The sequence below is a fragment of the Corynebacterium sp. LK31 genome (assembly GCF_014335015.1).
GTDB lineage: Bacteria > Actinomycetota > Actinomycetes > Mycobacteriales > Mycobacteriaceae > Corynebacterium > Corynebacterium jeikeium_D.
Map to the genome: position 1 here is coordinate 15,010 of NZ_PDGW01000012.1, position 26,465 is coordinate 41,474.

Consider the following 26,465-nt stretch of genomic DNA (forward strand, 5'->3'; position numbering starts at 1 on the left):
ATTCGTTGCCAAAGTGCTGGAATCCTACCAATGTGACGTGAGTGATTTATGAATATAACGCCGTCGTCGGTACATACATCGCGTTCGCCGAGCACGGCAGATTACTCAACGAACGCGACGCTTGGCTCCTGACTCATCACGCCATCTGCCCACTGCGCCACCGATGACGTCGTGGTGTAGAGATAGTAACCTGACTCCTCCGGTGCGACGCTGCCATCAAAAGCCACCGCGCCCGAGAACACCGCCGCTAGCTGGCCGTCGATAAAAAGCGGTCCGCCCGAATCGCCTACCTGCAACGCCGCGGGGCGCTCCATGCGCGCCAACACCGAGTCTTCCCGCACGCACTGTTGATACTTCACCGGACACATCGAAGCGGTGACGGTCGCCGACGGCAGCGTGCCATCCGCAACATCGCCGAGCAGCGATCGCCCATAGACCGTGCCTGCCGTTTCTTGCTCCGAAAACGCTTGACGACGTTCCATTGCGGGATACCCCGGAAGAGCTGCGTCGCCCGCAAGGTGAACAAGCGCTACGTCACCGGTGGGCGCAATTTCCCAGCTATCGATAGGAACACGGTGGGAATCCTGACCGAAACCGACCTCTACTTCCCCAGCCTGCTGCGGGACATCACGCACGCAGTGGGCGGCGGTCATTACCCACTGCGGGGCGATTGCAGTTCCTGTGCAAAAGTTTCCGGTATGGGGACTGGTCCGGACCATGATCGCCACCACGGAGTCCGCCGCCACACTAGGCGCAGCAGCCTCCCCGCCAACCAGCGCAGCCGCACTCGGCGCGCCGGTGAGCAATAGACCTGCCGTGACAGCAGCTGCAGCCACAGTCGCCGCAGGCTTCGCGCTGCTCACAGCGCACGCCCCAACGCGCTGCTCTCGCGCCTCTGCGCTATTCAGCCTGTTGCCGCGGTGCCGCAAGATGCCAATCATGGGTATCTCTCCCTGTGGTCTCCCCTTTTAGCCGCGCAACTGAGCGCCATGACGGGTAGTGGCCAGCTCAATGGCCGCTTCACGAGCTGCGGAAGCTTCCTCTTCCTTCAGCGTACGGTCCGGTGCGCGGAAACGCAGGGAGTACGCCAGTGAGCGAACGCCTTCGCCCATCTGCTCGGAACGGTAAACATCGAAGATACGAATGGATTCGAGGAGCTCACCGGCACCTTCCACCAGAGTCTTCTCCACCTCTGCGGCGGAGACCTCATCGCTGACAACAAGCGCGACGTCCTGGTGGACAGCCGGGAACGGGCTGAGTACCGGCGCCGGCAGGTGCTCCGTCACTGGCAGTGCATCGAGATTAATCTCCATCGCGCAGGTGCGCTCCGGCAGACCAGCGTCCTTGCACACCTTCGGGTGCAGCTCACCGGCGTGGCCGACGACCTCGCCGTCGACAAGCAGCTCAGCGCAGCGGCCCGGGTGCCACGGCAGCACCTCAGCGTTGCGGATCTCCAGCTCGACGTTGGCAGCACGGGCTACGGCTTGCGCGGCTTCGATGGCGTCCGCGACGGTGTACGCGGCCTCGTCACCCCACGGGCTATCCAGGCGGATACGACCGCAGGCGACAGTGGCGACGTGCAGCGGCTGCTCCGGCAGCGAGTCCAGCAGCTCGGCGCGCTCGGCCTCGCTCGGCAGACCCGCGGTAGACGGCATCGGCGAGACACCGTTACCGCGCTCGATGGATACCTGCTCCACACCGTAGAGCGACAGGTCGACCTGGCCGCGAGCAACATTGCGCTTCAGCGATTCAAGCATGGACGGCAGCAGAGTCGTGCCCAGCTGAGCGTGGTCGGACTCCAACGGGTTGATGACCTTGACGGTGTTACGACGCGGGTCATCAGCGTCCAGGCCCCAGACGTCGAAGACATCGTTGGCAATGAACGGTGTCGGCAGAATCTCCAGGTAGCCATTGTGAGCCAGCGCGTGGCCGACGAAGCGGCGACGCAGCTGACGCTCGGTCAGACCGCGACCGGCCGGGGCGATTGGGAGGATAACCGGAATGTCTTCCAGGCCCTCCAGACGTAGGATTTCCTCAACCAGGTCAGCGGACATGGTCAGGTCCGAGCGCCAGGTCGGCGGAGTGACAGCCAGGCGGTCACCGTTGTCGACGACCTCGCAACCGACCTCGCGCAGGCGTCCAATGACGGTCTCACGCGGGTAATCAACGCCCGCAACTTCGCTGGCGCGGTTGACGGCAAAGTCAATAGTCGGCATGGCGGCAACCTCACCGAGCAGGGTGCGACCAGTGTCGATAGTGCCGCCGGCGATGTCAGCGAGCAGCTGGCAGGCCAGATCCAAAGCCGGCTCGACCAGAGCGGTGTCCACGCCGCGCTCGAAACGTCGTGAAGCCTCAGAGCTCAGCTTGTGGCGGCGACCACTGCGGAAGACGTGCAGCGGCGACCAGTTGGCGGCCTCGAAGACAACATCGGTGGTGTCGTCGGCGATCTCGGAGGTGAGACCACCCATGATGCCGGCCAGCGACTGAATACCGTTGTCGTCGCAGATGACAACGTCCGCCGGGTCGAGCTTGCGGTCCACGTGGTCGAGAGTGGTCAGAGTCTCGCCGGCCTTAGCGTTGCGGATGTGCAGGCCACCAGCGATCTTGGAACCGTCGAAAGCGTGCATCGGCTGACCGAGCAGTAGCATCACATAGTTGGTGACGTCCGTGGCCACGTTGACCGGACGCTGACCAGCCAGCAGCAGGCGGCGACGCATCCACCACGGGGTCTCGGCGTTCGGGTCGATGCCGGTGACTCGGCGCAGACCAAAGCGGCGGGTGTCGGTGTCCTCGTCGATAGTGACGTTCAGGACCTCACCTTCGACCGGCAGCTCGTTGACCTTGGCTGGATCGGCGAAGTCGAGGTTGAAGGCGGAGCAGATCTCGCGGCCCAGACCGCGGGCCGACAGCGCGTAACCGCGGTCCGGGGTGATGTTGACCTCGAACTTCTCGTCATCGAGACCGATGAATTCCTTAGCGCACGAACCCAGCTCAGCTGGGGCCGACGGCAGCGTCAGAATACCGGCGGAGGAATCGGTCATACCCAGCTCAGCTTCGGAGCAGAGCATGCCGTTGGAAACCTTGCCGTAAGTCTTCCGTGCGGAAATCTCGAACCCACCCGGCAGCACGCAGCCCGGCAGCGCGACGATAACAATGGAGCCCTCTTCGAAGTTGCGGGCACCACAGATGATCTCCTGCAGCTCGCCGGTGCCATTGGCATCACCGACATTGACCTGACAGAAGCGAATTGGCTTCTTAAAGCCCTCGAGCTCCTCAATGTGGTCGACGCGACCGAAAACCAGCGGCCCCTCGACCTTCTCCAGCGGCTCGTGCCCCTCGGTTTCAAAACCAACGCGGACAAAGCCCTCATCCAACTCGTCCGGGGTAACGGACCAGTCCGGGTTGATGGTGTTCTCTGGGCCGCGAACGATTTCAGTGACCCACGACTGTGGAATGAACATGTAAGTAAAACTCCTATCTGTAGGTCAGTGAATTAGCCGCGGATACCGAACGGCTGCGTGAAGCGGACGTCGCCTTCGACCATGTCGCGCATGTCAGTCAGGCCATTGCGGAACTGCAGGGTGCGCTCCAGGCCCATGCCGAACGCGAAGCCCGAGTACACCTCCGGGTCAATGCCAGAGGCCCGCAGCACGTTCGGGTTGACCATGCCGCAGCCACCCCACTCGATCCAGCCTGCGCCGCCCTTCTTATTCGGGAACCAGACGTCAACCTCAGCGGACGGTTCAGTGAACGGGAAGTAGTTGGTGCGCATGCGGGTCTTGGTCTCCGGACCGAACAGCGCCTTTGCCATGTGATCCAGCGTGCCGCGCAGGTGCCCCATGGTCAGCCCCTTGTCCACAGCGAGTCCCTCCACCTGGTGGAAGACCGGGGTGTGGGTGGCGTCGAGCTCATCGGTGCGGAAGGTACGGCCCGGGCAGATAACGTAAATCGGCAGGTCACGTGACTGCAGAGTGCGAACCTGGACCGGCGAGGTGTGCGTACGCAGCACCTGCTTGGATCCTTCCGGCGCAATGTGGAAAGTATCCTGCAGAGTACGAGCCGGGTGATCCGGCAGGAAGTTCAGCGCGTCAAAGTTGAAGTACTCGGCTTCGACCTCTGGGCCCTCGGCGATTTCCCAGCCCATGCCCACGAAGATGTCACCAATCTGCTCGGACAGGATGGTAATTGGGTGCATACCGCCACGCTGACTCTGCGTGGTGTCCACCGACACGTCGATACGCTCCGCGACCAGGCGACGCGCGTTTTCCTCTTCCTCCAGCACTGCAAGACGCTCAGCATAGTGCTTTTCGACGGCTCCGCGAACAACATTTACGCGACGACCAGCATCCTTGCGCTCAGCCTTCGGAATGGAGCCCAGCGCGCGGCGAGCCTGCGGAATGTAGCCTTCATCCCCCAAGTGCTCACGGCGGGCGGCAGAAAGCTCATCCAGGTTGCCGGCAGCATCAAAGGCACCCGTGGCCTTCTGCGCAGCCGCCTGGAGGGCTTCCTCGGAAAGATCGATAGGATTTGGCGAATCGCTCACGTGTCAACCACTTCTATATAGGACTATCAGTTCTTGTGATGGAACAATCATAGTCGAGGATAACTGCACACGTGCATGCACCTCACCATCGAGGTTTCCTACTTACCCCGAACCGTCTCCCACAGGCACATGGCCGCTGCGGTGGCGAGGTTCAACGACTCTGCCTCGCCCTTAATCGGGATGGACACACTTGCCCCCGCCGAGGCCGTAATCTCCTCCGACAGGCCATGGGCTTCGTTGCCGAAAAGCCAGGCGACGGGACCGTCGGGAAGCGCATCAACGCCGAGCGTGAGAGCGCCATCCATCGCCGTGGCGAGGGTGGTAAAGCCCGCTTCCCTGACTTTCTCCATAACGACATCAATATCGCGCTCGCGTGCGACAGGGGTATGAAAAACAGAACCTGCCGACGAACGCACGGCCTTAGAATTCAACGGGTCAACCGAATCGCCAGCAAGGATAACCGCACCAGCTCCGAGAGCATCAGTCATACGCACAATCGTGCCGACATTACCCGGGTCATTGCACTCCACCGGAATCACCAGACAGCCGGACTGCTTTCCAACCTCAATGGCCTCTTCCAACGAAATGGACACCGCACCTGTGTCGCAGACAGCGAAGAGTCCGGTGGTGGTGACAGTTTCACTTAAAGAGCGGGCGGCGGCGGCGTCGATAAGCGAAACAGACTTACGCTGCGTCCCCGATTCGAGATACCCCGTGAGCAGCTCGCGGAACTGCTCGGCGGCGGCAGCGGTGACGAAAATTTCTACGACAGCCTCTGCGCGGATAGCCGCATCGACGGAATTGAAGCCCTCGATGAGGAAGCGCCCGGCCTTCTTCCGCTTGGCCGCACGGTGGAGCTGAATAGCCGCCGAGACTCGCGGGGTGCGAGGAGTAAACGGCTCGTCGTTGAAGTACAGCGCAGAGTTCATAGTGATTAATCCTAGTGATGCGGCTCGGGATTCATAACCGCCAGCAGGCCAGTGCGGATACGAAAAACCACCGTCGAGGTTATTCGTTAACCCAATCGACGGTGGTTTTTCAAAGATGTTGGCAGGCGCACTGCCGGTCGCAGGCGCTTGCCGACGCTACGTACGAGTTACCTCGTAGCTGCTTTACTTAGCAGCAGGAGCGTTGACGTCCTCCGGCAGAGCATCCTTAGCGACCTTGACCAGAGCAGCGAATGCCTGCGGGTCGTTGACAGCCATCTCAGCCAGGTTCTTACGGTCAACCTCAACGCCAGCCAGGTTCAGACCCTGGACGAAGCGGTTGTAGGTGATGTCGTTAGCGCGGGCAGCAGCGTTGATGCGCTGAATCCACAGACGACGGAACTGACCCTTACGGTGGCGGCGATCGCGGAACTCGTAGGTCTTGGAGTGGAGCATCTGCTCCTTGGCCTTGCGGTACAGGCGGGAGCGCTGACCACGGTAGCCCTTTGCGGAATCGAGAACTTCGCGACGCTTCTTCTTAGCGTTAACAGACCGCTTCACACGTGCCACGGTGATACTTCCTTTTCGTTGTCTTTAAGAACTAGTGAAATTAAGAGGGCGATTGCCCTGGGACGAGACTTGAAAAACTAAGCCTTGCCCAGCAGACGCTTGACGCGCTTGACGTCCGACTTAGCAACGTCCGTGGTGCCCTTCAGGCGACGGGTACGAGTGGACGGCTTGCCCTCCAGGAGGTGGCGGCGGTTAGCCTGCTCGCGGCGCAGCTTGCCGGAACCGGTAACCTTGATGCGCTTTGCGGTGCCCTTGTGGGTCTTCTGCTTCATGTTAAAACTCTCCCCTACCGATCTTTGACGCTCGTGGCGCAAAAATCTCGTTTACAACCATTTCTGGTCAGGTCGGTTACTTCTTACCCTTATTCCGAACCGGCCCCAGGACCATAGTCATGTTGCGACCGTCCTGCTTCGGGCGAGACTCGACAATGCCGTACTCTTCGACATCGGCGGCCAGACGCTCCAACAGGCGGAATCCCAGTTCTGGACGAGACTGTTCACGGCCACGGAACATAATCGTGACCTTGACCTTCGAACCCTTCTCCAAGAAACGAACAACGTTGTTCTTCTTGGTTTCGTAGTCGTGGTCATCAATCTTCGGACGGAACTTCTGCTCCTTGACCACAGTCTGCTGCTGGTTCTTTCGAGCCTCGCGTGCCTTCTGGGCTTGTTCGTACTTGAACTTGCCGTAGTCCATAATCTTGGCGACCGGCGGCTTTGCTCGCGGAGCAACCTCAACCAGGTCAAGGTCTGCTTCGTAAGCGAGCTTGAGTGCGTCACCGGTGCGGACAACGCCCACCTGCTCACCATTCGGTCCTACAAGGCGGACTTCCGGTACTCGAATATCCTCGTTAATACGAGCTTCAGCGCTGATGTGGCCTCCTAGGTTGAACCTGAACAATCTTCGTTTCAAACCGCGATAGCAAGCGGGAAAGGAAGAAAAGCCACGCGTCTACAGCGGATTACTACACACTGTATAAGGACGCCTTCCAATCGTGCGATGTGACATCACCGATTAGGGTGGACCCCGGCGCTACCGTAATTCTTTGGCGCACCTAGGGTGGGACTTAAATCCTCTTCGCTGCCGAATGCAACTAAATGCTCCCCGAAGGCAGCAAGCATCGCATTCTGGCGGTCGTAGACGAGATGTTAACACAGCTGTTCTCGCACACCAAAACCGACTCTTATGCCAGGTTATTTACCATCAGCTCCCCGGCGCGAAACCGAGCGCTAAATAGCGCAATCCGAATTGTAATCAGATTGGTAGATTCTCTCCATAGTTTTTAGGCCAAACACGATTAAAGTCGTCACAATGAATACTGGCTCCAACGGCTTTGGCCCTAAAGCCGAGAACACCAATCCTAATCAGCATTCCGCCCGATACGGCAAGCCACCGACCGGCGATTTTGTCCTGACCGGCGACTCCGTCTCAGAGCTTTCCCATGCTCTGGCAGATCTCGAGGCTAGCTCGCTTCGGCTGGCTCAGCTCACCCATACTTGGCAGGTACGCCTTTCCCAGGCAAGCGAGCACGAGCCGACCGTACCGCGCTCGCCTCAAACTATGGGCACGGAATCTGCGCCAGCACCTCAAGCGCCGCCCCATGCTGCACCTCAAGGGACACCTCAACACAATCCGCAACCGCCGCCAGCACACAGTCCGCCACTAGAGCAGGCGCCTCCTCCCCGTTGGGAACCGCAGGCTGAGCAGGCACTGACCACACCGCAGTATCCCCAGCAGTCTCAGCAGATGCAGGTGCCACCACCGCCAACGCAAGCTGACTGGCGGAACCAACCAGCACCCCTGCCACAGAGCGACGCAACTGCGCAGCCGATGTTCGGCTTCCCCTCTGCCCACCAATGGCGGCGGGATTCGAAGTCGCCACAGTCTTCTCCCACAGACTCCACCCCGCCACCGAAGCTGCCAGAGGCATCGCGCGAACCTCGCGAGCCCTGGTGGCGCAACGAGAAGGCAATCATCAGAATCATCGCCATCTTCGGTGGTCTCATCACCGCTGCCGGTATCGCGTTTTTCGTCGCGGTCGCAATCCAATCCGGCCTGATTGGACCGGCCGGTCGTGTGGTCCTGGCTTACTTGTTGGCCGCTGTGCTCGCGGTCGCGGCTGTGCGAGCGCACCGTCGTCAAGCACCGCCTGCTGGTGTGACGGCGTTGATTGCGACATCACTAGCCGCTGCGCACCTGACAACGATGTCGATGTCCTACCTCCTCGACTGGATTCCGGTGGCCGCGACGCTGGTCATCATGCTGCCTTTCGCCGCAGTCGGTCTATACGGCGCGCGGTGGACGAAGTCGAGTGCAACCGCGGCGTGGACAATCACAATCAACACCGGATTAATGCTGTGGGCGACGATCGGCCTCAACTTCCACGCCCGCCCGCTGAGCTCTTCGCTCGCGCAAATCACCCTTCAACTGATGGTCATCGCCGCTATCGTCTGCCTCCTGAACGTCCCCTTCCGGAAGTACGTAGTCGCATTCCTGCTCGGCGCAAACGTTCTCATCGGCGTAATCACGACCAACAATGCACTGGTGATGCCCGCAATCGCCGCACTCACCATTGCCCTTTTCGTGTTTGCCCAGTTCGGTCCGCTGGCGTTGACTCGCCAACTCACTCCCGAGCTTGACGACGAGCCTTCGGAAACCAGCACTTGGGAAGACGATCTGGTCACCATCACGTCAGTAGTTGCCTTCTCGACTCCGGTTGTAGCTGCAGTCCCAATGGTCAACGCCGCACAGTCCGCCTCCAGCCTCTGGCTGCTGTTCTACGGCGGATTCGTGCTGTTCATCGCAATTGCTGCAGTATTCCTTTGGAACCGTGCCATCTTCCGCTATCTCGCCCCAATGGCCTTGGCCACGGCAATCCTGCCCTGGCTAGCGCTCGCGGTGGCAGGCCCGGAAAGGAGCTCAGGAACCGATACTGGAACCCACACTTGGGGTCTCATCCCAATCTCCATCGGTGCCGCGCTTTTTGTCTGGGCGCTGGCCACAGCACCGAAGCACGGCGCGATTGGCGCACGACTACAGGCTCCTGAACCAACCCGGGATGCCGTGGCACCATATACAAAGATTGCGGCACTGACCTGGCTGCTCGGCGCAACGGTAGTACACCTCTACATCCTGCCCGCAGCATTGAATGCCGGTGCTGCGGACGACTACTCGGCAACGTGGGCAGAAATGCTTTCGCTGTTGTTCCTGCTGTGCGCCGACGTCGGCCTGGCCGTGACGGCAGCGAGGTCGCAGCTACCGCCAGCTTTTGCACTGATTGGCCTGGCTGCACTGGGTATGCCATTTATCGTGCTGCTCACAACTATTGGCGTGAGCTTCAATGCTGCACACATGTTGCTGAGTATTTTCTGGGCCACGATTGCCGGCATGCTGGTGCTATCGAAGAGGTTCCACCACATTCCGGCGCGACTGGCAGCGGGTTTGACGATTGCGGCGCTGTCTATCGTCAAGCTGATCTTCTACGACATGGCAACACTCGATGGCGTTATCCGCGCCTTGGCGTTCCTCGGCTGTGGTTTGATTCTGCTGGCCATGGCGGTCTCCGGGGCGAAGCAGAAGAGTGCCGAGGAGCCGGCGGCACCGGAGCGTGACGGCACCGCCAGCGATACTGACGCTGCCGGCACTGCTGCCGACGCTGCCGGCGCGAGCGGCGCAGCAGATGCCGACCCCGCTGCTGACAGACTGGAAGGCTTCACCCGCACCGGCGGTCCTGGAATTTCCGACGGAAACGAGCCGACTACCTAAGCTACTTAAGCAGCGGCTTCAGGTACTGCCCGGTGTGGGAGCCGGAACAGTTCGCGACATCCTCCGGCGTGCCCTCTACAACCACGGTGCCACCGCCGGAGCCGCCTTCCGGCCCCATGTCGATGATCCAATCCGCAGACTTGATGACATCCAAATTGTGCTCAATGACAATGACGGTGTTGCCCTTGTCCACCAGGCCCTGCAACACCAACATGAGCTTGCGGATGTCCTCAAAATGCAGCCCCGTGGTCGGCTCATCCAAGATGTAGACCGTCCGGCCATTGGAGCGCTTCTGCAGCTCACTGGCCAACTTCACGCGCTGAGCCTCACCACCCGAGAGCGTGGTTGCCGCCTGCCCGAGACGGACATAGCCCAGGCCGACGTCGACAAGCGTATTGAGATAACGCGCAATCGACTGAATCGGCTCGAAGAACTCCGCTGCCTCGGAGATGGGCATGTCCAGAACCTCAGCGATGGTCTTGCCCTTGTAACGAACCTCCAGCGTTTCGCGGTTGTAGCGCGCGCCGTGGCAAACCTCGCAAGGCACATAGACGTCCGGCAGGAAGTTCATCTCAATCTTGATGGTGCCGTCGCCCTTACACGCCTCACAGCGGCCGCCCTTGACGTTGAAGCTGAATCGACCGGGCTTATAGCCACGAACCTTGGCCTCTTGCGTCTCGGCGAAGAGGTTGCGGATCTTGTCGAACACACCGGTGTACGTCGCTGGGTTGGAACGCGGGGTGCGACCAATCGGCGACTGATCAACTTGCACCAGCTTGTCCAGCTGATCCAACCCCTCCACGCGGCTGTGTCGACCCGGCACCTGACGAGCACCGTTGAGCTCGTTGCTCATCACCTTGGCCAGGATTTCGTTGACCAAGGTGGACTTGCCGGACCCGGAAACACCCGTAACGCAGGTCAACACGCCGAGGGGGAACTTCACGTCAATCTTCTTCAGGTTGTTTTCGCGAGCGCCCTTGACCGTCACCATGCGCGACTTATCAATCGCACGACGGTTCTCCGGCACCGCCAATACCCGACGACCCGAGAGATACGCACCTGTCAGTGATTCCTCGCAGTCAACGATGCCAGACGGTTCACCCTGGTAGACGATTTGTCCACCGTATTCACCGGCCTTTGGCCCAATGTCGACCAGCCAATCGGCCTCGCGAATCGTGTCCTCATCATGCTCGACCACAATCAGGGTATTGCCCAGGTCGCGCAGGTTTTTCAGAGTCTTGATTAGACGGTTGTTATCACGCTGGTGAAGACCAATCGAGGGCTCATCCAAGACGTAGAGCACGCCAGCGAGCCCCGAACCAATCTGTGTGGCCAGACGAATTCGCTGCGCTTCACCACCGGACAGCGTGCCTGCCGAACGAGACAGGGACAGATAATCCAGGCCAACGTCAAGCAGGAATTTCAGACGAGCCTGCACCTCACGCAGAACACGCCCGGCAATCATTTCCTCGCGCTTGCCCAGAGTCAGCGAATTCAGGAATGCCGAGCCATCGTGAACCGATAGCTCTGTCAGCTCGGCAATATTCTTCTGCCCGAACTCCGCCGAATCCAACGTCACCGAAAGAATCTCCGGACGCAAACGAGTACCGCTACATGCCGGGCACGGCACCTCACGCATGTACCCCTGGAAACGCTCCTTCTGAGAGTCGCTCTCCGCCTGTGACAGCTTGCGGTGCAGGTACGGCATCACGCCTTCGAAAGGTGCGGTGTACTGGCGAGTACGGCCGTAGCGATTGCGGTAACGCACCGTGACCTTGTGGCTGGAACCATGCAGCAGGGCCTTGCGCTGCGGCGCTGTGAGGTCTTCGAAAGGCGTGGTCGGGTCGAAGCTCATCTCGGTGGCGAGGCCTTCAACCAGCTTTTCAAAGTACTTCTTGTTCAGCGTCTGCCGCCACGGCGCAATCGCCTCAATCGTCGGCAGCGACGGATCTGGAATCACCAGGTCCGTGTCCACCTCCAGCTTGGTACCGATACCGTCACACTCCGGGCACGCACCATACGGCGAGTTAAAGGAAAACGACCGTGGCTCCAACTCATCGATAGCAATACGGTGCCCATTCGGGCAGGCCATCTTCTCCGAGAACCGCTGGGTTCGACGCGGGTCGTCCGCCTCTAGCCCGACGGCGTCGATGACCACGACGCCGTCGGCAAGCAGAAGCGCCGTTTCGACGGAATCGGTGAGCCTGCGCTGCTGCGACTCCTTCACCTGGAGACGGTCAATGACCACGTCAATGTCATGCTTGACCTGCTTCTTCAGCTTCGGCGGATCCGTTAGACGGTGCATTTCACCATCGACGATGACACGCGCGTATCCCTCGGATGCGAGGCGTTCAAACAGGTCGACGAATTCACCCTTGCGCGTGCGCACGACGGGTGCGAGGACCTGGAATTTGGTGCCCTCCGGCATCTCCATGACCTGATCGACAATCTGCTGTGGAGTCTGTGAGGAGATTACTTCCCCACAGGTCGGACAGTGCGGAGTACCGGTGCGCGCGTAGAGCAGACGCAGGTAGTCATACACTTCTGTGATGGTTCCGACGGTCGAGCGCGGGTTGCGGTTCGTCGACTTCTGGTCGATCGACACCGCCGGCGAGAGCCCCTCAATCATCTCTACATCGGGTTTTTCCATCTGTCCCAGGAACATGCGCGCATAGGAGCTCAGCGACTCCACGTAACGGCGCTGGCCCTCGGCGAAGATTGTGTCAAATGCCAGTGACGATTTACCCGACCCCGACAGACCGGTGAAAACCACCATCTTGTCTCTGGGCAAATCGATGTCAACACCCTGCAGGTTATGCTCGCGGGCGCCTCTGACCACTAGACGTTCAGCCACAGTGGGAAACCTCAATTCGTCGACGATTCACTGCCGACTAGTCTACAGTCCATAACCAGTTTTTCGCACATGTGTTCAGAGACTCGCGGTTACGTTGCGTTCCTAGCGCGCCGACAGACACCTCATTACCCTGGGGCGCATGAACGACGTCATTACAATTAGCCCCTACTCCAACGCGCCGAGCACGCGCGGCGTTGAACGCATTGACTACGGCAATGTCACTATTTATAAGACCTCCGTCGGACCGATGGACAACAACGTCTACCTTTTGGTCGACTCCCGCGAGCCCGACAGTTCTCTACTTATCGACGCCGCCACCGACGCCGAGCACCTAATCCGCCTGGTTGAGCACGTCGGCGCGCAGGTGCGCACGATTGTCACCACGCACTCCCACGGCGATCACGTCCAGGCGCTCGGCGAACTTCTACAGGCATTCCCGGCCCGCCACATCACGTCCAGCCTCGACGCTGCCGACATTCCCGAGCCCGCCGACCAGCAGCTCGACGGCGGCGAGACCATTACTTTCGGCCAGGGCATCACGCTTCCCATGTTCATCCTGCGCGGGCACACCAAAGGCGGCCTCTGTCTCGACCTGTCCGCCAAGGAAACCGGCGCGCTTTCCGACGACACCCCGTCACACCACCTCTTCGTCGGTGACAGCATCTTCCCCGGCGGCGTCGGTAAAACGTACTCGCCCGAGGATTTTTCGCAGCTTATCGACGATGTCGAGAGCCGTGTCTTCCACGTCTACCCCGCCGACTCGGTGATTCACCCCGGCCACGGTAAGGACACCACGGTCGGAGTCGAGAGCCCCGAGGTGGAGAACTGGCGCGAGCGTGGTTGGTAGAGATGGGCGCTGACTGTGCGTAGTTCGCTGAGCGTAGTGAGCTGTGCGTAGTCGACGGCGCCGACCTATGTCCGCTTGGTTTTTGCAGCATACGGTGAGTCGAGCCTGAAAACCTCGTCATTCCCACGACATAATTAGGCCAGGCTGCGTAGGATTAATAGTGAATTACAGCGACCAGGTGGCCAAAAACACGGTTTCACCTGGACGACAAAGGAGATGGAATTTAGATGATTCGCAAGTTTGCCCGACCAATGCTGGCCTCGGTTTTCGTTGCCGACGGTGTCGACACGCTGATGAACCAGAAGGATCATGAAGAGGGCGCACGCGACCTGATTGCCCGCGTCCGCTCCGTAACCCCGAACCAGTACAACAAGTACGTGCCGCGCAACGAAAAGACCGTCGTCCAGGTCATCGCTGGCACTAAGGTCGCTGCTGGTTCCCTCTACGCTCTGGGTAAAGCCCCGCGCCTGTCCGCAACCGCCCTGGTCGCTGCACAGGTTCCGACGATGCTGGCTCGCCACGCATTCTGGGAGACCCAGGATGAGAAGGAAAAGGCAGCTCGCCGCACGGGCTTCCTCACCAACATTGGCCTGCTGGGTGGCCTGTTCCTGGCTACTGCTGACACCGACGGCAAGCCGGGCGTCGCTTGGCGCGCCGAGAAGGCTGGCAAGCAGCTGAACAAGAAGGTTCAGTCCGCACTGCCGACCAAGTCCGAGACCGAGCAGCGCTCTGAGGAAATCAGCGCCGCCTTCGCTTCTGCCGGCGAGAACGTCCGCGAGAAGGCCGGCCAGCTCCGAGACCGCGCTTCTGAGGCCACCGATGGGGCTCGTGAATACGTCGAGGACAACAAGGACGGCTGGCGCGAGCAGCTCACCGACGCCTTCGACACCGCTAAGAGCTACGTCGAGGACAACAAGGACGACTGGATTGCCAAGGCTACCGAGCTCGCTGAGGACGCTCGCGACTACGCCGAGGACCTGGGCAAGGATCTCAAGAAGGACACTCGCAAGCAGCGCAAGGAACTGCGCAAGCGCGCAGCCAAGGCTTCCAAGGAGGCCAAGAAGTCCGCAAAGAAGGCGCAGAAGCGCCTGCAGTAAGTTTGCTGCCGCAGTTAAGGCGGTATACTTAAACGCTCCCCACGCCACTACGCGTGCGGGAGCGTTTTCATATTTTTATATTCATTCAGCACATCAGTTAGCACTAATTCAGCGATTCGTTGAGGAGACCAGGTTGGCGTCGCGCGCATCCGAGCCCGGGCAGGACCAGACAGGCCGCATTGGCCACACTGGCCAGGCAGGTCTGCCGGACCAAGCAAGTTCAGCACCACAGCGAGAAGAAGAGAGTACCCTCGCTGCCGAACAGGCCTACGTCGACCGTGCGTTCAGCTTCCTCGACCGGGCACGCGAGCGCGACCAAGAGTACCTGCGCCAGGTCATGCTCATCGACGACCCAGACCCGCAAGCCCGCGTTGAACGCGAGGTGGAATACCACCGACTACAGGCTAATCTGGACCGCTACCGCTCAGCCGAGATTGGCCTGGTCTTTGGTCGAATCGATATCGATGACACAGACCCCGACAATCCTTTGTCAGAGGAAGGGCCGGGGGCGACCGTCGATAAGCGATACATCGGGCGAATCGGCCTGTCCGATGAAGACGACGACTACCGCACGGTCATCATGGATTGGCGTGCCGACGGCGCGCGCCCGTTTTACCTGGCCACGACCGCGCATCCCGAGGGAGTCAGTCTGCGCCGACACCTGCGCACTCACGGCCGGAAGGTCCGCAGCATTGACGACGAATGGCTCTCCGGCGAGGAAGCCGACAGCGCACACGAGACCGAAGTTGAAGCGGGCGTCGGTGGCGAATCGGTCCTGCGGGAGGTCATGAATCAAGCGCGCACCGGCCATATGCGCGGCATTGTGGAGACCATTCAGCGCGAGCAGGACCTCATCATCCGCGACTCCACCCGCGGCACCCTGGTCGTCCAGGGCGGTCCCGGCACAGGCAAGACGGCAGTGGCGCTGCATCGCGTCGCATGGCTTCTCTATACCTACCGCGATCAACTGGCGAAAACCGGTGTCCTCATCATCGGCCCGAACACAACCTTCCTCGACTACATCTCGCGCGTGCTGCCGAGCCTCGGCGAAACGGGCGTGGTACTGACCACCATTGCCGATCTCTACCCCGGCGTGCGCGGTTCCAACGCGCTTATCGACGGACACAACCCCGAACCCCTGGTTGCGCAGGAAGTTAAGGGCTCGATTGAGATGCTCACTATCCTGCGCGAAGCCGTGCGGGCCTACCAGGAGCTCCCCGCGGAACCTCTTGAAGTCCGGAACGACAACATCACCCTGACGATCACACCTGACATGGTGAAAACTGCACGCACGCGTGCGCGGCGGACTCGGAAACCCCACAATCTGGCCCGGCCGATTTTCCGCGATCACGTGGTGGAGCTCCTGGCCGCGCAGATGGCCGAGGTCATCGGCGCCGACCCGCTGGGCGGCGAGAACCTGCTGTCCGTGACCGACGTTGCCGACTTACGTGACGAAATTGACGAATCGGGAGCAGTCGCCGACATCCTCGACGAGCTGTGGCCTGCGCTTACGCCCGAGCGGGTGCTGTCGGAACTGCTGAGCTCTCGCGAGGCCATCGACTACGCCGCCAGCGATTACGACGAGCTGACGCGCGAGGCTCTCTACCGGCCGGAAGGCACCGACTGGATGCCTTCCGACGCCCCGCTTCTCGACGAGCTGGCGGAACTCCTCGGCCCGGTTGGTGAATCGGAGGCCGATGAAGAGGATTGGCAGGCCCGCGTCGAGGAGGCGCAGGGCGCGTTGGATACCCTGTCCAGTTCTGCATCCCAGGATCTTGACGACGGCTTCGAGGCCGAGATTTTGTCAGCGTATGACGTCATCGATGCCGAGGCACTGGCCGAACGCCACCGTGAGCGCGACCTGCGATCCACCGCCGAGCGGGCGGCGGCGGATCGTCTGTGGGCCTACGGCCATGTCATCGTCGACGAGGCTCAGGAACTCTCCGCGATGGCCTGGCGAATGCTGCGCCGCCGCAGCCCCAACGGCTGGATGACCCTCGTCGGCGACGTGGCCCAGACGGGCTCCCCCGCAGGTGCCGCGACCTGGGATGATGTGCTGGAACCCATCATCGGCTCGAGGTGGCATCTCCACGAGCTGACCGTCAACTACCGCACCCCAGCTGAGGTGATGGAGGTCGCCGCCAGCGTCCTGGCCGAGATTGATCCGGAGCTGGAGGCGCCGCAGTCTATTCGCGCCACTGGCCGCAAGCCTGTTCAGGCCCCCACTGTGGCGGAGGCGCTGGCGCATGTGGAGCGGGTGGCGCAGCCTGATCGCCTGATCGCGGTCATCGCCCCGGCAGAGTTGCTCGAAGCCACGCGCGCGGAGGTGCGGGAGTTTATCGCTGGTGGTGGTGACAACGGTGCTGATGCTGCTAATGCAGCCGACGCGACTAGCACCGATGCCACACCTGCTACTCGCGCCAGCAAGCTCACCAACTGCGCGGTCTACGACATTACGACCTCAAAAGGTCTGGAATTCGACGAGGTCATCGTCGTCGCACCCGACCAGATTGTGGCGCAATCGCCGCAGGGGCTACAGGACCTGTATGTTGCACTGACTCGTGCGACCCAGGGACTCGTGGTCGTCGATAAGCAGCGCCCTGAGCATCTGCCGGAGCTGGATTGGGCCTAGGCCATCAAGTTGCGGTTAACTCCAGTTATGCGGGATGACCACCGGGCGAGGTAGAACTTAATCGCCCTGTATATTTCAGTAATCAGGAGTGGCGTCCGGCACCAGACCATTCGATTACAGCTAATAGAAACACCGTAAGAATCTCCAGGTGTTCTTGTATCGTGGGCGTGCGCCACAAATGCAGAAACATCTGCGACTGGCATATTCACGTCGTTTACCAGCAGCCCACTACCTCCATCGGTGCACCACCCGATGCCGTAGCTAGCCAGCATGGTTGCCACATCGGCTATCGCCATCTAAAAAGAACTGGCAACCAACATCGAAGCACTGAAATCCCAACGCAATGCTATCGCTTACCAGGACGATAATTTAGTGGAAGATTTCCCCGTCTCCACGATCTTGGATTTGCGTCAAGACCGCAGCACGAGAGTCCTGCTATCTATCGGTGAAGGATCTAGCTTTCCCAGTAATCAATTGGCTTCCTATGGAGGAACTGCCCCGTTTGAGCCCTCAGACCTGGATATTTGCTGACCTAGTTGTGCGCTAGTATTGCTCTCGTCGTAGCGGAAAAGAATGGCATCCAGTGTCAGCAATAATTCGAACACGAATCAGCTCCTGAGCATTCTCGGAAGCTTTTTGAAGTTCGAGCGGGCAATCAATCATCCGCGAACCCTGAACAGAAAGAATCGCTTCCGTGATAACAAGGAATTCACAAAGGAATAAAGCTCGTGCTCACCGCGCCGCTGATTACTAGAGCTTACGGGGGGGGGCACAACTGCAATGCCTGTGAGTGGATTACGTAACACTTCAGAGTTTATCGCTCAAAACTCGTCGCGCCTTAAGAACTGATTCCTCCTAATTTGTTTTGGCTGAAACACTACTAAGTGAAGCGCTTGATAGCATTAACCTTATGACACCTAAACCCCATGCTGCGTTGGCTGCTTCTCTCCTTGCGCTAGCCTTTTTGGCAGGCTGTTCTCCTTTCGATAAATTCGAGTACGACTCAACTGACCCGAATCTTCCAACCCAGCCTGAGGACTGGAATGAGAGCCAGCAATCGTATGCTCCGGAAGTAACTGGACTTTCGTGCAGGACAAATATCATCACCGGTGTTCAACACGATTTCAGCAACAACACCATTGTCTCGACCAAGGAGTTCGATATGGCTCTCATCGGCGCTGAACTCCTGGATTCTGGCCAGGATGGCGATGAGTTCGAATTCCATATGGCCCCCAATGATTCGCATGGTGTGGATTCCTTCGATCCTCATGCTGTGATGACCGTCGAGACTCAAAACGGAGTTGTATTGGACTATGAGCATGAGGATTCGGGCGACGATGAACAGGACGTAAAAGTTACGCTCTCTAAAGGAGGAACGAAGGAAGACGTAACCGACTCGATTCCTTACCGTATTGGTGGCTCTCGCGGGCTATTGTCGTTGCCCCTTCCGAAGGGGATTATCACCGAGAGTGACTCCCTGAAATCAGTCGAGCTGACTATCAACGACCAGCTCCTGGCTCGCTGTGAGCCAGCCGAGGGAAAAACGGTTTACCCGGTCGCGAGAGAGGAGAAGGAAGCAAGTCCAGCTGCTCCCACCTCAACGGGGAATCCGAAGCAGGACAAGTATCTGAAGACCATGACTAATGCTGGTATCGAAGTACGCAGCGGAAGCACAGACACGTACGACGTTGATGTCAAGATGTGCGAGGCAATGCGCAGCGGAGAGAAAACGGCTTGGGATTTAGCCGACCTTGAAAGACTTTCGACTCCAGATGATGAAAACGCTCGACGTGTTCAGCTGATGGTTCCAATTCTTTGCCCGGATCAGCAACACCTCGTCGATGAAGCTTTGTCGGGTGACGCAAAACAAACAGATTTAATTGACGGAAACTACATCGTTAAGCAGCAGCCTGAAAAGGGAATCCGTGTCGTTCAGCCGGGTCTATGGGAAACAAAGGGAGCGACTGTTTCTGATTGCTACTACGAGCGTAACGATGGAGCCGGCAACATCATCGACAACAATTTCGTCAACTTTGGTCAAACGATTACCGTTGAGATACTACCGTCCGACGGGGCTTTCATTAGTAAGTCGTGTGGCGGCTGGCAGCGAGTGAATTAGCCCGGCGCGGGGCATGCTGAGACGCCGTAGTTGGCGCGGCACCGACCAAATATGTGGCGTGTTCCTGCATACAGAAATCCCCTCACGTGCGAGGCGACAGGTCAGCTCCGCGCATGGATAGTAATCGACAGGTTTTCACGACAAACATCGGTGCCGCGTGTTTCCATTTCGCGCTCATCTTCTTGCCCAAGTGAGTCTCAACGTAATCCCCTGGGCTCCCGACCTTCGCCCACTCTGCTTTCCCCTCTATGAAGTATCTGCCCGAGCTGGATTGGGCCTAGCCTCTCAGCTCCTCACCGCCCCGAGACTCCACCCGCGTCCTGGCCGACAATAGGAAAACCGGCACCCCAACCCAGAAGTGCCGGTTTAAAGCGAAAGCTAAATTGTTAGCTCACTGTTTTGTTAGCTCACGGTTTTATTAGCTCACAGTGTGAACAATCATGACGTCACAGTCCGACTGACGAGCAACATCAGCCGGCACGGAGCCCAGCAGACGACCAGTCAGCGAGTTAATACCGCGGTTACCAACCACCAGCAGATCCGCGCGGCGGTCAGTGACCAGGGACATCAGAGCCTCAACCGGGGAGCCGGAGCGAACCTCGGTCTCAACCTTGGTCGCGCCGACAGCCTCTGCGGCCTCTTTGGCAGCAGCCAAGTTCTTCTGAGCCGGGTCGTCGCCGAGGACCTGGACCGAATCCTGGCGCAGGGTCTTGGACGCATCCTCTTGGGTTTCGTAGTAAGCGCAGCCGATAACCAGGGCCGCATCGAAAGCAGCGGCAATCGAAGCAGCGCGCTCTACCGCGAGCAGCGACGACTTAGAACCATCCGTGCCGACAACAATGGTCTTGTAATCACTCATGAAAACTATCCCTCACTGTGGAAGTTGCATTAAAACAGTTCATCGTGCGTACACGCTTTAATTGTCCCGAACCCACTGGCCAGAGACACTTTCGCGCATACACTGTTTTACTTCCCACAACAGTAGCAAAAAACTACTCGACACCGGCCTCAATCATGCCCTTAAGTTCCTTCTTGAGGTCGAAAATCTCATCGCGCAAGCGCCCCGCGAGCTCGAACTTCAACTCTCGCGCAGCCGCGGCCATCTGCTCCGACAAATCCGCGATAAGCGCCTCGAGCTCCGCCCTCGGCATCTGCTTACCGCTAGCGCCATCGGCCGCGCCCGAGCCGTCGGCACGCGAGAGCAGCGCATCAGCGGCCGCACCGGTCTTGCCTTCGTAATCGGTGTCAGCGTTGTCGTAGACCTGATCCAAGATGTCCGCGATCTTTTTGCGCAGCGGCTGCGGATCGATGCCATGCTCAGTGTTGTAAGCAATCTGCTTTTCGCGGCGGCGCTCCGTCTCGTCGATGGCGAACCGCATGGAATCGGTGATCTTGTCGGCGTACATGTGCACCTCGCCGGAGACGTTTCGCGCGGCACGACCAATCGTCTGAATCAACGAGCGCTCCGAACGCAGGAACCCCTCCTTGTCGGCGTCGAGGATTGCCACCAGCGAAACCTCGGGCAAGTCCAGCCCCTCGCGCAGCAGGTTAATACCGACCAGCACGTCGTACTCGCCGAGACGCAACTGCCGCAGCAACTCAACGCGCTTGAGCGTATCAACATCCGAGTGCATGTACCGCACCTGCACACCATTTTCGAGCAGGTAGTCGGTCAGATCCTCCGCCATCTTCTTCGTCAGGGTGGTGACGAGAACGCGTTCGTCACGCTCGGTGCGCTTTCGGATCTCGCCGATCAAATCATCGATCTGCCCCTCAGTAGGCTTAACGACGATCTTGGGGTCCACCAGCCCAGTCGGACGAATAACCTGCTCCACATACTCGCCACCGGTCTTTTCGAGCTCATAGTCACCCGGCGTTGCGGACATGAACACGACCTGGCCCACTCTGGCATCGAATTCGTCGAACGTCAGCGGGCGGTTATCCAACGCCGATGGCAGGCGGAAACCGAAGTCGACGAGGTTGCGCTTACGGGAGGCATCGCCCTCGAACATGCCGCCAATCTGCGGCACGGTGACGTGCGACTCATCGATGATGGTGAGGAAGTCCTCCGGGAAATAGTCAATGAGCGTCGCGGGGGCCGAGCCCGGCGCGCGACCATCGATGTGGCGCGAGTAGTTCTCAATGCCGGAGCAGAAGCCGACCTGTTCAATCATTTCGAGGTCGTACTCCGTGCGCATGCGCAGACGCTGTGCTTCCAGCAACTTGCCCCGGTTTTCCAGATCCGCCAGGCGTTCGGCGAGTTCGGCCTTGATGTCCGCGACGGCCCGTTCCATCCGCTCCGGGCCTGCGACATAGTGCGTAGCTGGGAAGATGCGCAGATCAGGGACTTGGTCGATGACGTCGCCCGTGACTGGATTGAGGTAGTACAGCGAATCAATCTCGTCGCCGAAGAACTCCACCCGCACGGCCTTTTCTTCGTAGGCCGGGATGATGTCGACCACGTCACCTTTTACTCGGAAGGTGCCGCGGGTAAAGGCAATGTCATTGCGGGCGTACTGAATGTCCACCAAAAGGCGCAGGAACTGGTCGCGGTCGACTTCCTCGCCCTCCTTCAGCCACACCGAACGGTCGAGGTATGACTGCGGGGTACCCAGGCCATAGATGCAAGAAACAGAGCTGACGACGACTACGTCGCGACGCGACAGCAGCGCTGAAGTAGCCGAGTGGCGCAGGCGCTCCACGTCCTCGTTGATGGAGGAATCCTTTTCAATATATGTATCGGTCTGCGCGATGTAGGCCTCGGGTTGGTAGTAGTCGTAGTACGAAACGAAGTACTCGACCGCGTTGTTTGGCAGCAGGCTGCGGAGCTCATTGGCCAGCTGGGCCGCAAGCGTCTTGTTCGGTGCCATGACGAGGGTTGGCCGCTGCACCTTTTCGATCAACCACGCTGCGGTGGCTGACTTACCGGTGCCCGTGGCACCCATCAGGACTACCTCGCGCTCGCCTCTATCTAGGCGCTCCGACAGTTCCGCGATTGCCTGCGGCTGGTCGCCCGAGGGCTCGAACTCGCTGATGACCTCGAAGTTTCCCTCAGCGCGCTCGACTTCACCGACGGGCCGGAACTCCGAGTGTGCGAGGACGGGTTGCTCTGCTGCAAATGCCATAGTTCCCAGCGTAGCGAAGGCTGTCTTGAAAGCGGCTGGTTACGTTACTTCCTGGGGCTTTGGGCTGTCCAGGGCTAGGGTCCAGAGCCTAGGAGCGGCTGTCGAGTTCCGGACCAACATTAAAATCGGTACAGATTTGGACAAGGCTGGCATAAAGTCGGTGCCAGGCCAGCAAAGGCGGGTTCCGCTTCACCAGCTGGCCCTTAGTGCGCATGGACTGACTCCTGGTGAAGCGCAAGCCGTCTTATCGATGGTCCGCGGCTGCGGCTGCGAGGCTGCAAGGCTGCAAGGCTGCGGGAGGCCTGGGTTATCCACACCCTGAAAGTTGTCCACAGATTGGACGTGGAGCCTCTCTCACAGAAAATCCCCTGGGCCGAAAAAGCTTAGAGTCCCGACCATGGGAAGTTTCACCACGGCCGAGTTGCGTGCACTCGGCATCGGAGAGAAAAAGACCAGAGCCCTCCTACAACAAGGCAGGCTAATTAAATTGGTACGTGGCCTCTACATTGACGACCACTCTCCCGCCTCAGTCGCCCGAGCAATCACGGGGCATTACAAAAGCATTGCGCTAACCGGTAAAAGCGCAGCTCAAATCCACTTGAGACTTCCCCTGACACTTCCTATCCAGGCAGAAGGCGCGGGATCAGTTCAGGCCGAGACCTTCTCCATTAGGCACAGCCGCCTACCGTCCTACACCAGCATCAATGGCCTCCCAGTTGTCGAAGCACTCTGGGCAGCACGAGCTTCAAAAGACTATGCACGCAGAATCCTGGAAACACACTACGCCGGCCGGGACGGCGAGAAGCGACTCAACCACGACCTCAGCCGGATGCGGAAAGTTCCCGCCTGGCTGCGTGAAACCATCGCCACCACGCCAATCGGCTCATGCAGCGAACTCGAGCGCAAGCTGGCCCGTCCACTAATCAAGCGCGGGTACCGCATCCGAATGAACCAGTACATCGGCCCCTACTGCTTCGACATCCTGCTTGACCAGTGGAAAATAGCTATCGAAGTCGACTCAGAGACGTACCACGCTAACGAGGACTCGTTCATCGCAGATCGCTGGAAGGCCAACTCCGGCACGCTGCACGGCTGGATAGTCCTGCGGTTCACAGACTCATGCATCAATTGGAATCTCGACAGTGTCCTCGACGAAATCGAGCAGGCAATTCGATGGGTGCAAAAGCGCCGTCCCCGCGTGGACTATAAACCAGGATGGCCTGCCTGTCAGAAAGTTTGGGAATGGAATCCAACGGTTGGCTACGCCAATAAGCAGCGATAAACAGCCGATATCGCGAGATAAACAGCCATCCACTTGCCAAATTGTTATTTATTTTGTAATGAAAACTGACCGAACAGCAACTAGCCTGGCGCCTATGAACACTTCGCGCCGCACACCAGTCCACACGCCCGCTACGACTCGCCCAGGTTCCACCACTCGAAAAGCAACCTCACACCGAGCCCTTGTGGCCGGCATCCTCGCTACCACCGCATTGGCTTTCACCGCCTGCTCAACACAGGAAACTGAAGCAGCGCCCGAATCTGCTGCTCCGGTTGAAACCACTACCGTTACTCAGACCGAGGATGGCGTGTCTGACAAGAGTTCGGGCAACACGCCAAACCCAACCGGTTCCGCACCGGACCAGGGAGGCGACACAACGACGGCGGAGACTGGTGGCACGTCGACGTCGTCAAGCGAAAGCGGCGACAACGGCGACGGGAGCGAGCTTCGTCAGGACATGACCGCTGAGATCTACAACAACCCCTCGCCGGGATCCACCTTCACGGCGGCGGGCGAACAGGCAACCACCTGCATCTACGGCGATGGGTACGGCCTCAACCTCATCGCAGCGGGCCCGAATACCAGCTGCGACTTTGCGAAGGCCGTTTTCAACCAGCAGACCGAGGGGCTTAACGCCTCGGAGGACAATATCCGCGACCACCTGCAGCCAAACATCAAGGCCAAGAGCCCCGCGACCGGGAAGACCTACGACCTCAGCTGCAGCACACAAGACGACGTTGTCGTGTGCACCGGCGGCAACAACGCGAAGATTTACATGTACTAGCGCACCAGGTGGCGGTCGGCAGTCGGTGCAACTGCTGGCCGCCAGCCGCGATTCGCCGATGGGGAATCGCAACAAGCCCGCAAACTCCCGCCTACAGTGAAACCATGACCGTTTCCCGCTTGCGCCCCTTCGGCGAGACCATCTTCGCCACCATGTCCCGCCTCGCCACTGAGCACGAGGCAATCAATCTTGGACAGGGCTTCCCCGACTGGGATGGGCCGGACGAGGTGCTCGCGGAGGCGCGACATCAGATAGCTGGAGGAAACAACCAGTACGGCCCCGGCCGCGGCATGAAGGTGCTCCGCGAGGCTATCGTCGCCGATCGCGCCCGCCGCACGGGGCAGGTCTACGACGCCGACACCGAATGCCTCGTCACGGTCGGCGCCACGGAGGCGATTGCCGCCACCGCCTTGGGGCATCTCGAACCCGGCAGCCACGTCATCGTCATCGAGCCGTACTACGACTCGTACAAAGCCGTCATCGCACTGGCTAACTGCACATATACCGCGGTGCCGCTCATCCCCGCAGCTTCCGGCACGGCACGCTCCTGGTCGCTCGACCGCAGCGCGCTTGCCGATGCCGTCACCGCTAAAACGGCCATGATTATCATCAATTCGCCGCACAACCCCACCGGCACCGTCCTCACGGAGGAGGACTTGCAGGCCATCGCCGATGTCGCCATCGCAAACAATCTACTCGTGCTTGCCGACGAAGTCTACGAACGCCTGTACTTCAACGGATTGTCACACTCTTCCATCAGCGCTCTGCCCGGCATGCGCGAGCGAACCATTGTCGTGTCCAGCGCCGCAAAAACCTTCAACGTCACCGGATGGAAGATCGGCTGGGCGCTGGCCCCGACCGAACTACTCGATGGCGTCGTCAAGGCCAAGCAGTTCTTGAGCTATGTCGGCGCCACTCCCCTTCAGCCCGCAGTCGCCCGTGGCCTGCAGGAATGTGCCCCATGGGTGGACGAGCTGGCGGGTCAGCTCGAGGGCAACATGCGGCTCCTCGCCGATGGGTTGGAGGGCCTTGGCGCCGACGTCTTCACGCCGCAGGCAGGGTATTTTGTCGTCGCCGATGTCTCGAGCTGGGGGCTTGGCGACGCCCTGGAGACCTGCACCCGCCTGGTCAAGGAATGCCGCGTCGCAGCCATCCCCGTCACCGCTTTTGTGGATGACCCAGAGTCAGAAAAGTACCGCTACCTGGTGCGGTTCGCTTTCTGCAAGCGCGCCGAGGTGATTGAGAAGGCTATCATCCGGCTGCGGGATTATCTTGCTGCCCGGCCTGCAGCTGGCGAATCTGATTCAGCGGCTGAATAATCCGCTCCCAAATCCGGTCGACCTGGCGCACGAGGTCCTCCTCGGTGCCTGAGTTTTCCAGAACTACGTCGGCGAACTGCAGGCGCTTGTCATCGCTGATTTGCTTAGCGATGCGCTGCTTCGCATCCTCTCGGTCTACACCGCGGCTTTCCACCAGACGGTCGAGACGGACCTCCACCGGGGTATGCACAACTACGACGAGGTCCTGTGCTTCCGACTGCCCCATTTCAATCAACAGCGGAGAGTCAAAAACAATGATGGCGTCACCTGCCGCGTTGAACTGCTCTTCGGTGCGCTGCTCAATACGCGGATGGGTGATGGAGTTCAGCAGCTCCGTCTTCTCCGCGGATACGAAGGCCCGCTTCGCAAGTTCGCCGCGGTTGAGGGAGCCGTCGTCAAGCAAAATGCCCTCGCCGAAAGCTTCGGCGAGTTCGGCCAGCGCCGGTTCCCCGGGTTCGACGACATCGCGAGCGATCTGATCAGCGTCGATGATGACAGCACCGAGCTCGGCAAACCTACGGGCGACCGTAGATTTCCCACTGCCCATGCCACCGGTTAGTCCTACTTTGAGCATGTCTCTAAGGGTACGTGGACACGCCCCC

Annotated in this window: 19 protein-coding genes; 8 read left to right on the top strand and 11 right to left on the bottom strand. The window is 59.7% G+C overall.

Translation table 11 applies throughout. The annotated features are described in order from the left end of the window. Positions 1-101: 101 nt before the first annotated feature. The 7 genes from CRD18_RS05060 to infC form a co-directional block, all read right to left on the bottom strand. Entirely contained in the window at positions 102-941 is an 840-nt protein-coding gene (locus tag CRD18_RS05060; protein ID WP_070652654.1) for a trypsin-like serine protease, read from the bottom strand. A 27-nt stretch (positions 942-968) separates the two neighbouring features. Beyond that, positions 969-3,461: a phenylalanine--tRNA ligase subunit beta gene (pheT, locus tag CRD18_RS05065; protein WP_187406564.1), complete on the bottom strand. Its 2,493-nt coding sequence runs from the start codon at positions 3,459-3,461 to the stop codon at positions 969-971. A 32-nt stretch (positions 3,462-3,493) separates the two neighbouring features. Next, a complete protein-coding gene (gene pheS, locus CRD18_RS05070; protein WP_049170371.1) occupies positions 3,494-4,543 on the bottom strand; it encodes a phenylalanine--tRNA ligase subunit alpha in 1,050 nt (349 codons plus the stop codon). A 98-nt stretch (positions 4,544-4,641) separates the two neighbouring features. Beyond that, a complete protein-coding gene (locus tag CRD18_RS05075; protein WP_016422903.1) occupies positions 4,642-5,472 on the bottom strand; it encodes an RNA methyltransferase in 831 nt (276 codons plus the stop codon). Between the two features lie 183 nt (positions 5,473-5,655). Beyond that, complete coding sequence (rplT, locus tag CRD18_RS05080) at positions 5,656-6,039, bottom strand: 50S ribosomal protein L20 (RefSeq protein ID WP_016422904.1); 384 nt, start codon at positions 6,037-6,039, stop codon at positions 5,656-5,658. Between the two features lie 77 nt (positions 6,040-6,116). After that, positions 6,117-6,311, bottom strand: a complete 195-nt coding sequence (gene rpmI, locus CRD18_RS05085; RefSeq protein ID WP_005511726.1) for a 50S ribosomal protein L35 — start codon at positions 6,309-6,311, stop codon at positions 6,117-6,119. Between the two features lie 76 nt (positions 6,312-6,387). Then, positions 6,388-6,939 carry a translation initiation factor IF-3 gene (gene infC / locus CRD18_RS05090; protein WP_172954614.1) on the bottom strand — a complete coding sequence of 184 codons (552 nt, stop codon included), beginning with the start codon at positions 6,937-6,939 and terminating at the stop codon, positions 6,388-6,390. Between the two features lie 411 nt (positions 6,940-7,350). Here infC and CRD18_RS05095 point away from each other — a divergent pair, with 411 nt between their 5' ends. Then, positions 7,351-9,804, top strand: a complete 2,454-nt coding sequence (locus CRD18_RS05095; protein ID WP_070652656.1) for a DUF2339 domain-containing protein — start codon at positions 7,351-7,353, stop codon at positions 9,802-9,804. Position 9,805: 1 nt separating this feature from the next. Here the strand turns inward: CRD18_RS05095 and uvrA are convergent, their stop codons facing one another. Continuing rightward, positions 9,806-12,658, bottom strand: a complete 2,853-nt coding sequence (uvrA, locus tag CRD18_RS05100) for an excinuclease ABC subunit UvrA (protein ID WP_070437626.1) — start codon at positions 12,656-12,658, stop codon at positions 9,806-9,808. Between the two features lie 139 nt (positions 12,659-12,797). Between uvrA and CRD18_RS05105 the strand changes: the two genes are divergently transcribed. The 4 genes from CRD18_RS05105 (at position 12,798) to CRD18_RS05120 (ending at position 19,353) form a co-directional block, all read left to right on the top strand. Continuing rightward, a complete protein-coding gene (locus CRD18_RS05105) occupies positions 12,798-13,505 on the top strand; it encodes an MBL fold metallo-hydrolase (RefSeq protein WP_187406565.1) in 708 nt (235 codons plus the stop codon). Between the two features lie 227 nt (positions 13,506-13,732). Beyond that, positions 13,733-14,602, top strand: coding sequence for a DoxX family protein (locus tag CRD18_RS05110; RefSeq protein ID WP_187406566.1), 870 nt, complete (start codon positions 13,733-13,735; stop codon positions 14,600-14,602). 133 nt (positions 14,603-14,735) lie between these two features. Beyond that, complete coding sequence (locus tag CRD18_RS05115; protein WP_187406567.1) at positions 14,736-17,234, top strand: AAA family ATPase; 2,499 nt, start codon at positions 14,736-14,738, stop codon at positions 17,232-17,234. A gap of 910 nt (positions 17,235-18,144) precedes the next feature. Further along, entirely contained in the window at positions 18,145-19,353 is a 1,209-nt protein-coding gene (locus tag CRD18_RS05120) for a hypothetical protein (RefSeq protein ID WP_187401592.1), read from the top strand. 418 nt (positions 19,354-19,771) lie between these two features. Here the strand turns inward: CRD18_RS05120 and CRD18_RS05125 are convergent, their stop codons facing one another. Both CRD18_RS05125 and uvrB read right to left on the bottom strand, forming a co-directional pair. Next, the gene (locus CRD18_RS05125) at positions 19,772-20,212 is read right to left on the bottom strand and encodes a universal stress protein (protein ID WP_187401591.1); all 441 of its coding nucleotides are present in this window, start codon (positions 20,210-20,212) and stop codon (positions 19,772-19,774) included. Positions 20,213-20,345: 133 nt separating this feature from the next. Then, the gene (gene uvrB / locus CRD18_RS05130; RefSeq protein ID WP_187406568.1) at positions 20,346-22,478 is read right to left on the bottom strand and encodes an excinuclease ABC subunit UvrB; all 2,133 of its coding nucleotides are present in this window, start codon (positions 22,476-22,478) and stop codon (positions 20,346-20,348) included. Between the two features lie 598 nt (positions 22,479-23,076). On the opposite strand from uvrB, the gene CRD18_RS05135 reads away from it, so the two are divergent. From CRD18_RS05135 to CRD18_RS05145, 3 genes are all read left to right on the top strand, one after another. Continuing rightward, positions 23,077-23,760, top strand: coding sequence for an endonuclease domain-containing protein (locus tag CRD18_RS05135; protein ID WP_224784222.1), 684 nt, complete (start codon positions 23,077-23,079; stop codon positions 23,758-23,760). A gap of 94 nt (positions 23,761-23,854) precedes the next feature. Continuing rightward, the gene (locus tag CRD18_RS05140) at positions 23,855-24,544 is read left to right on the top strand and encodes a hypothetical protein (RefSeq protein ID WP_242458675.1); all 690 of its coding nucleotides are present in this window, start codon (positions 23,855-23,857) and stop codon (positions 24,542-24,544) included. Positions 24,545-24,648: 104 nt separating this feature from the next. After that, positions 24,649-25,863 carry an aminotransferase class I/II-fold pyridoxal phosphate-dependent enzyme gene (locus CRD18_RS05145; RefSeq protein WP_187406569.1) on the top strand — a complete coding sequence of 405 codons (1,215 nt, stop codon included), beginning with the start codon at positions 24,649-24,651 and terminating at the stop codon, positions 25,861-25,863. Here the strand turns inward: CRD18_RS05145 and coaE are convergent. Then, a complete protein-coding gene (gene coaE / locus CRD18_RS05150) occupies positions 25,796-26,437 on the bottom strand; it encodes a dephospho-CoA kinase (protein WP_069359775.1) in 642 nt (213 codons plus the stop codon). The genes CRD18_RS05145 and coaE overlap by 68 nt on opposite strands. Between the last annotated feature and the right edge of the window lie 28 nt (positions 26,438-26,465).

Bases quoted from the DNA above. Each gene is read 5' to 3' on its own strand.
- uvrB (WP_187406568.1), bottom strand. From the start codon at position 22,478: ATGGCATTTGCAGCAGAGCAACCCGTCCTCGCACACTCGGAGTTCCGG.
- rpmI (WP_005511726.1), bottom strand. From the start codon at position 6,311: ATGAAGCAGAAGACCCACAAGGGCACCGCAAAGCGCATCAAGGTTACC.
- CRD18_RS05125 (WP_187401591.1), bottom strand. From the start codon at position 20,212: ATGAGTGATTACAAGACCATTGTTGTCGGCACGGATGGTTCTAAGTCG.
- CRD18_RS05110 (WP_187406566.1), top strand. From the start codon at position 13,733: ATGATTCGCAAGTTTGCCCGACCAATGCTGGCCTCGGTTTTCGTTGCC.
- CRD18_RS05105 (WP_187406565.1), top strand. From the start codon at position 12,798: ATGAACGACGTCATTACAATTAGCCCCTACTCCAACGCGCCGAGCACG.
- CRD18_RS05060 (WP_070652654.1), bottom strand. From the start codon at position 941: ATGATTGGCATCTTGCGGCACCGCGGCAACAGGCTGAATAGCGCAGAG.
- pheT (WP_187406564.1), bottom strand. From the start codon at position 3,461: ATGTTCATTCCACAGTCGTGGGTCACTGAAATCGTTCGCGGCCCAGAG.
- CRD18_RS05095 (WP_070652656.1), top strand. From the start codon at position 7,351: ATGAATACTGGCTCCAACGGCTTTGGCCCTAAAGCCGAGAACACCAAT.
- coaE (WP_069359775.1), bottom strand. From the start codon at position 26,437: ATGCTCAAAGTAGGACTAACCGGTGGCATGGGCAGTGGGAAATCTACG.
- CRD18_RS05120 (WP_187401592.1), top strand. From the start codon at position 18,145: ATGACACCTAAACCCCATGCTGCGTTGGCTGCTTCTCTCCTTGCGCTA.
- CRD18_RS05140 (WP_242458675.1), top strand. From the start codon at position 23,855: ATGAACACTTCGCGCCGCACACCAGTCCACACGCCCGCTACGACTCGC.
- CRD18_RS05075 (WP_016422903.1), bottom strand. From the start codon at position 5,472: ATGAACTCTGCGCTGTACTTCAACGACGAGCCGTTTACTCCTCGCACC.
- CRD18_RS05145 (WP_187406569.1), top strand. From the start codon at position 24,649: ATGACCGTTTCCCGCTTGCGCCCCTTCGGCGAGACCATCTTCGCCACC.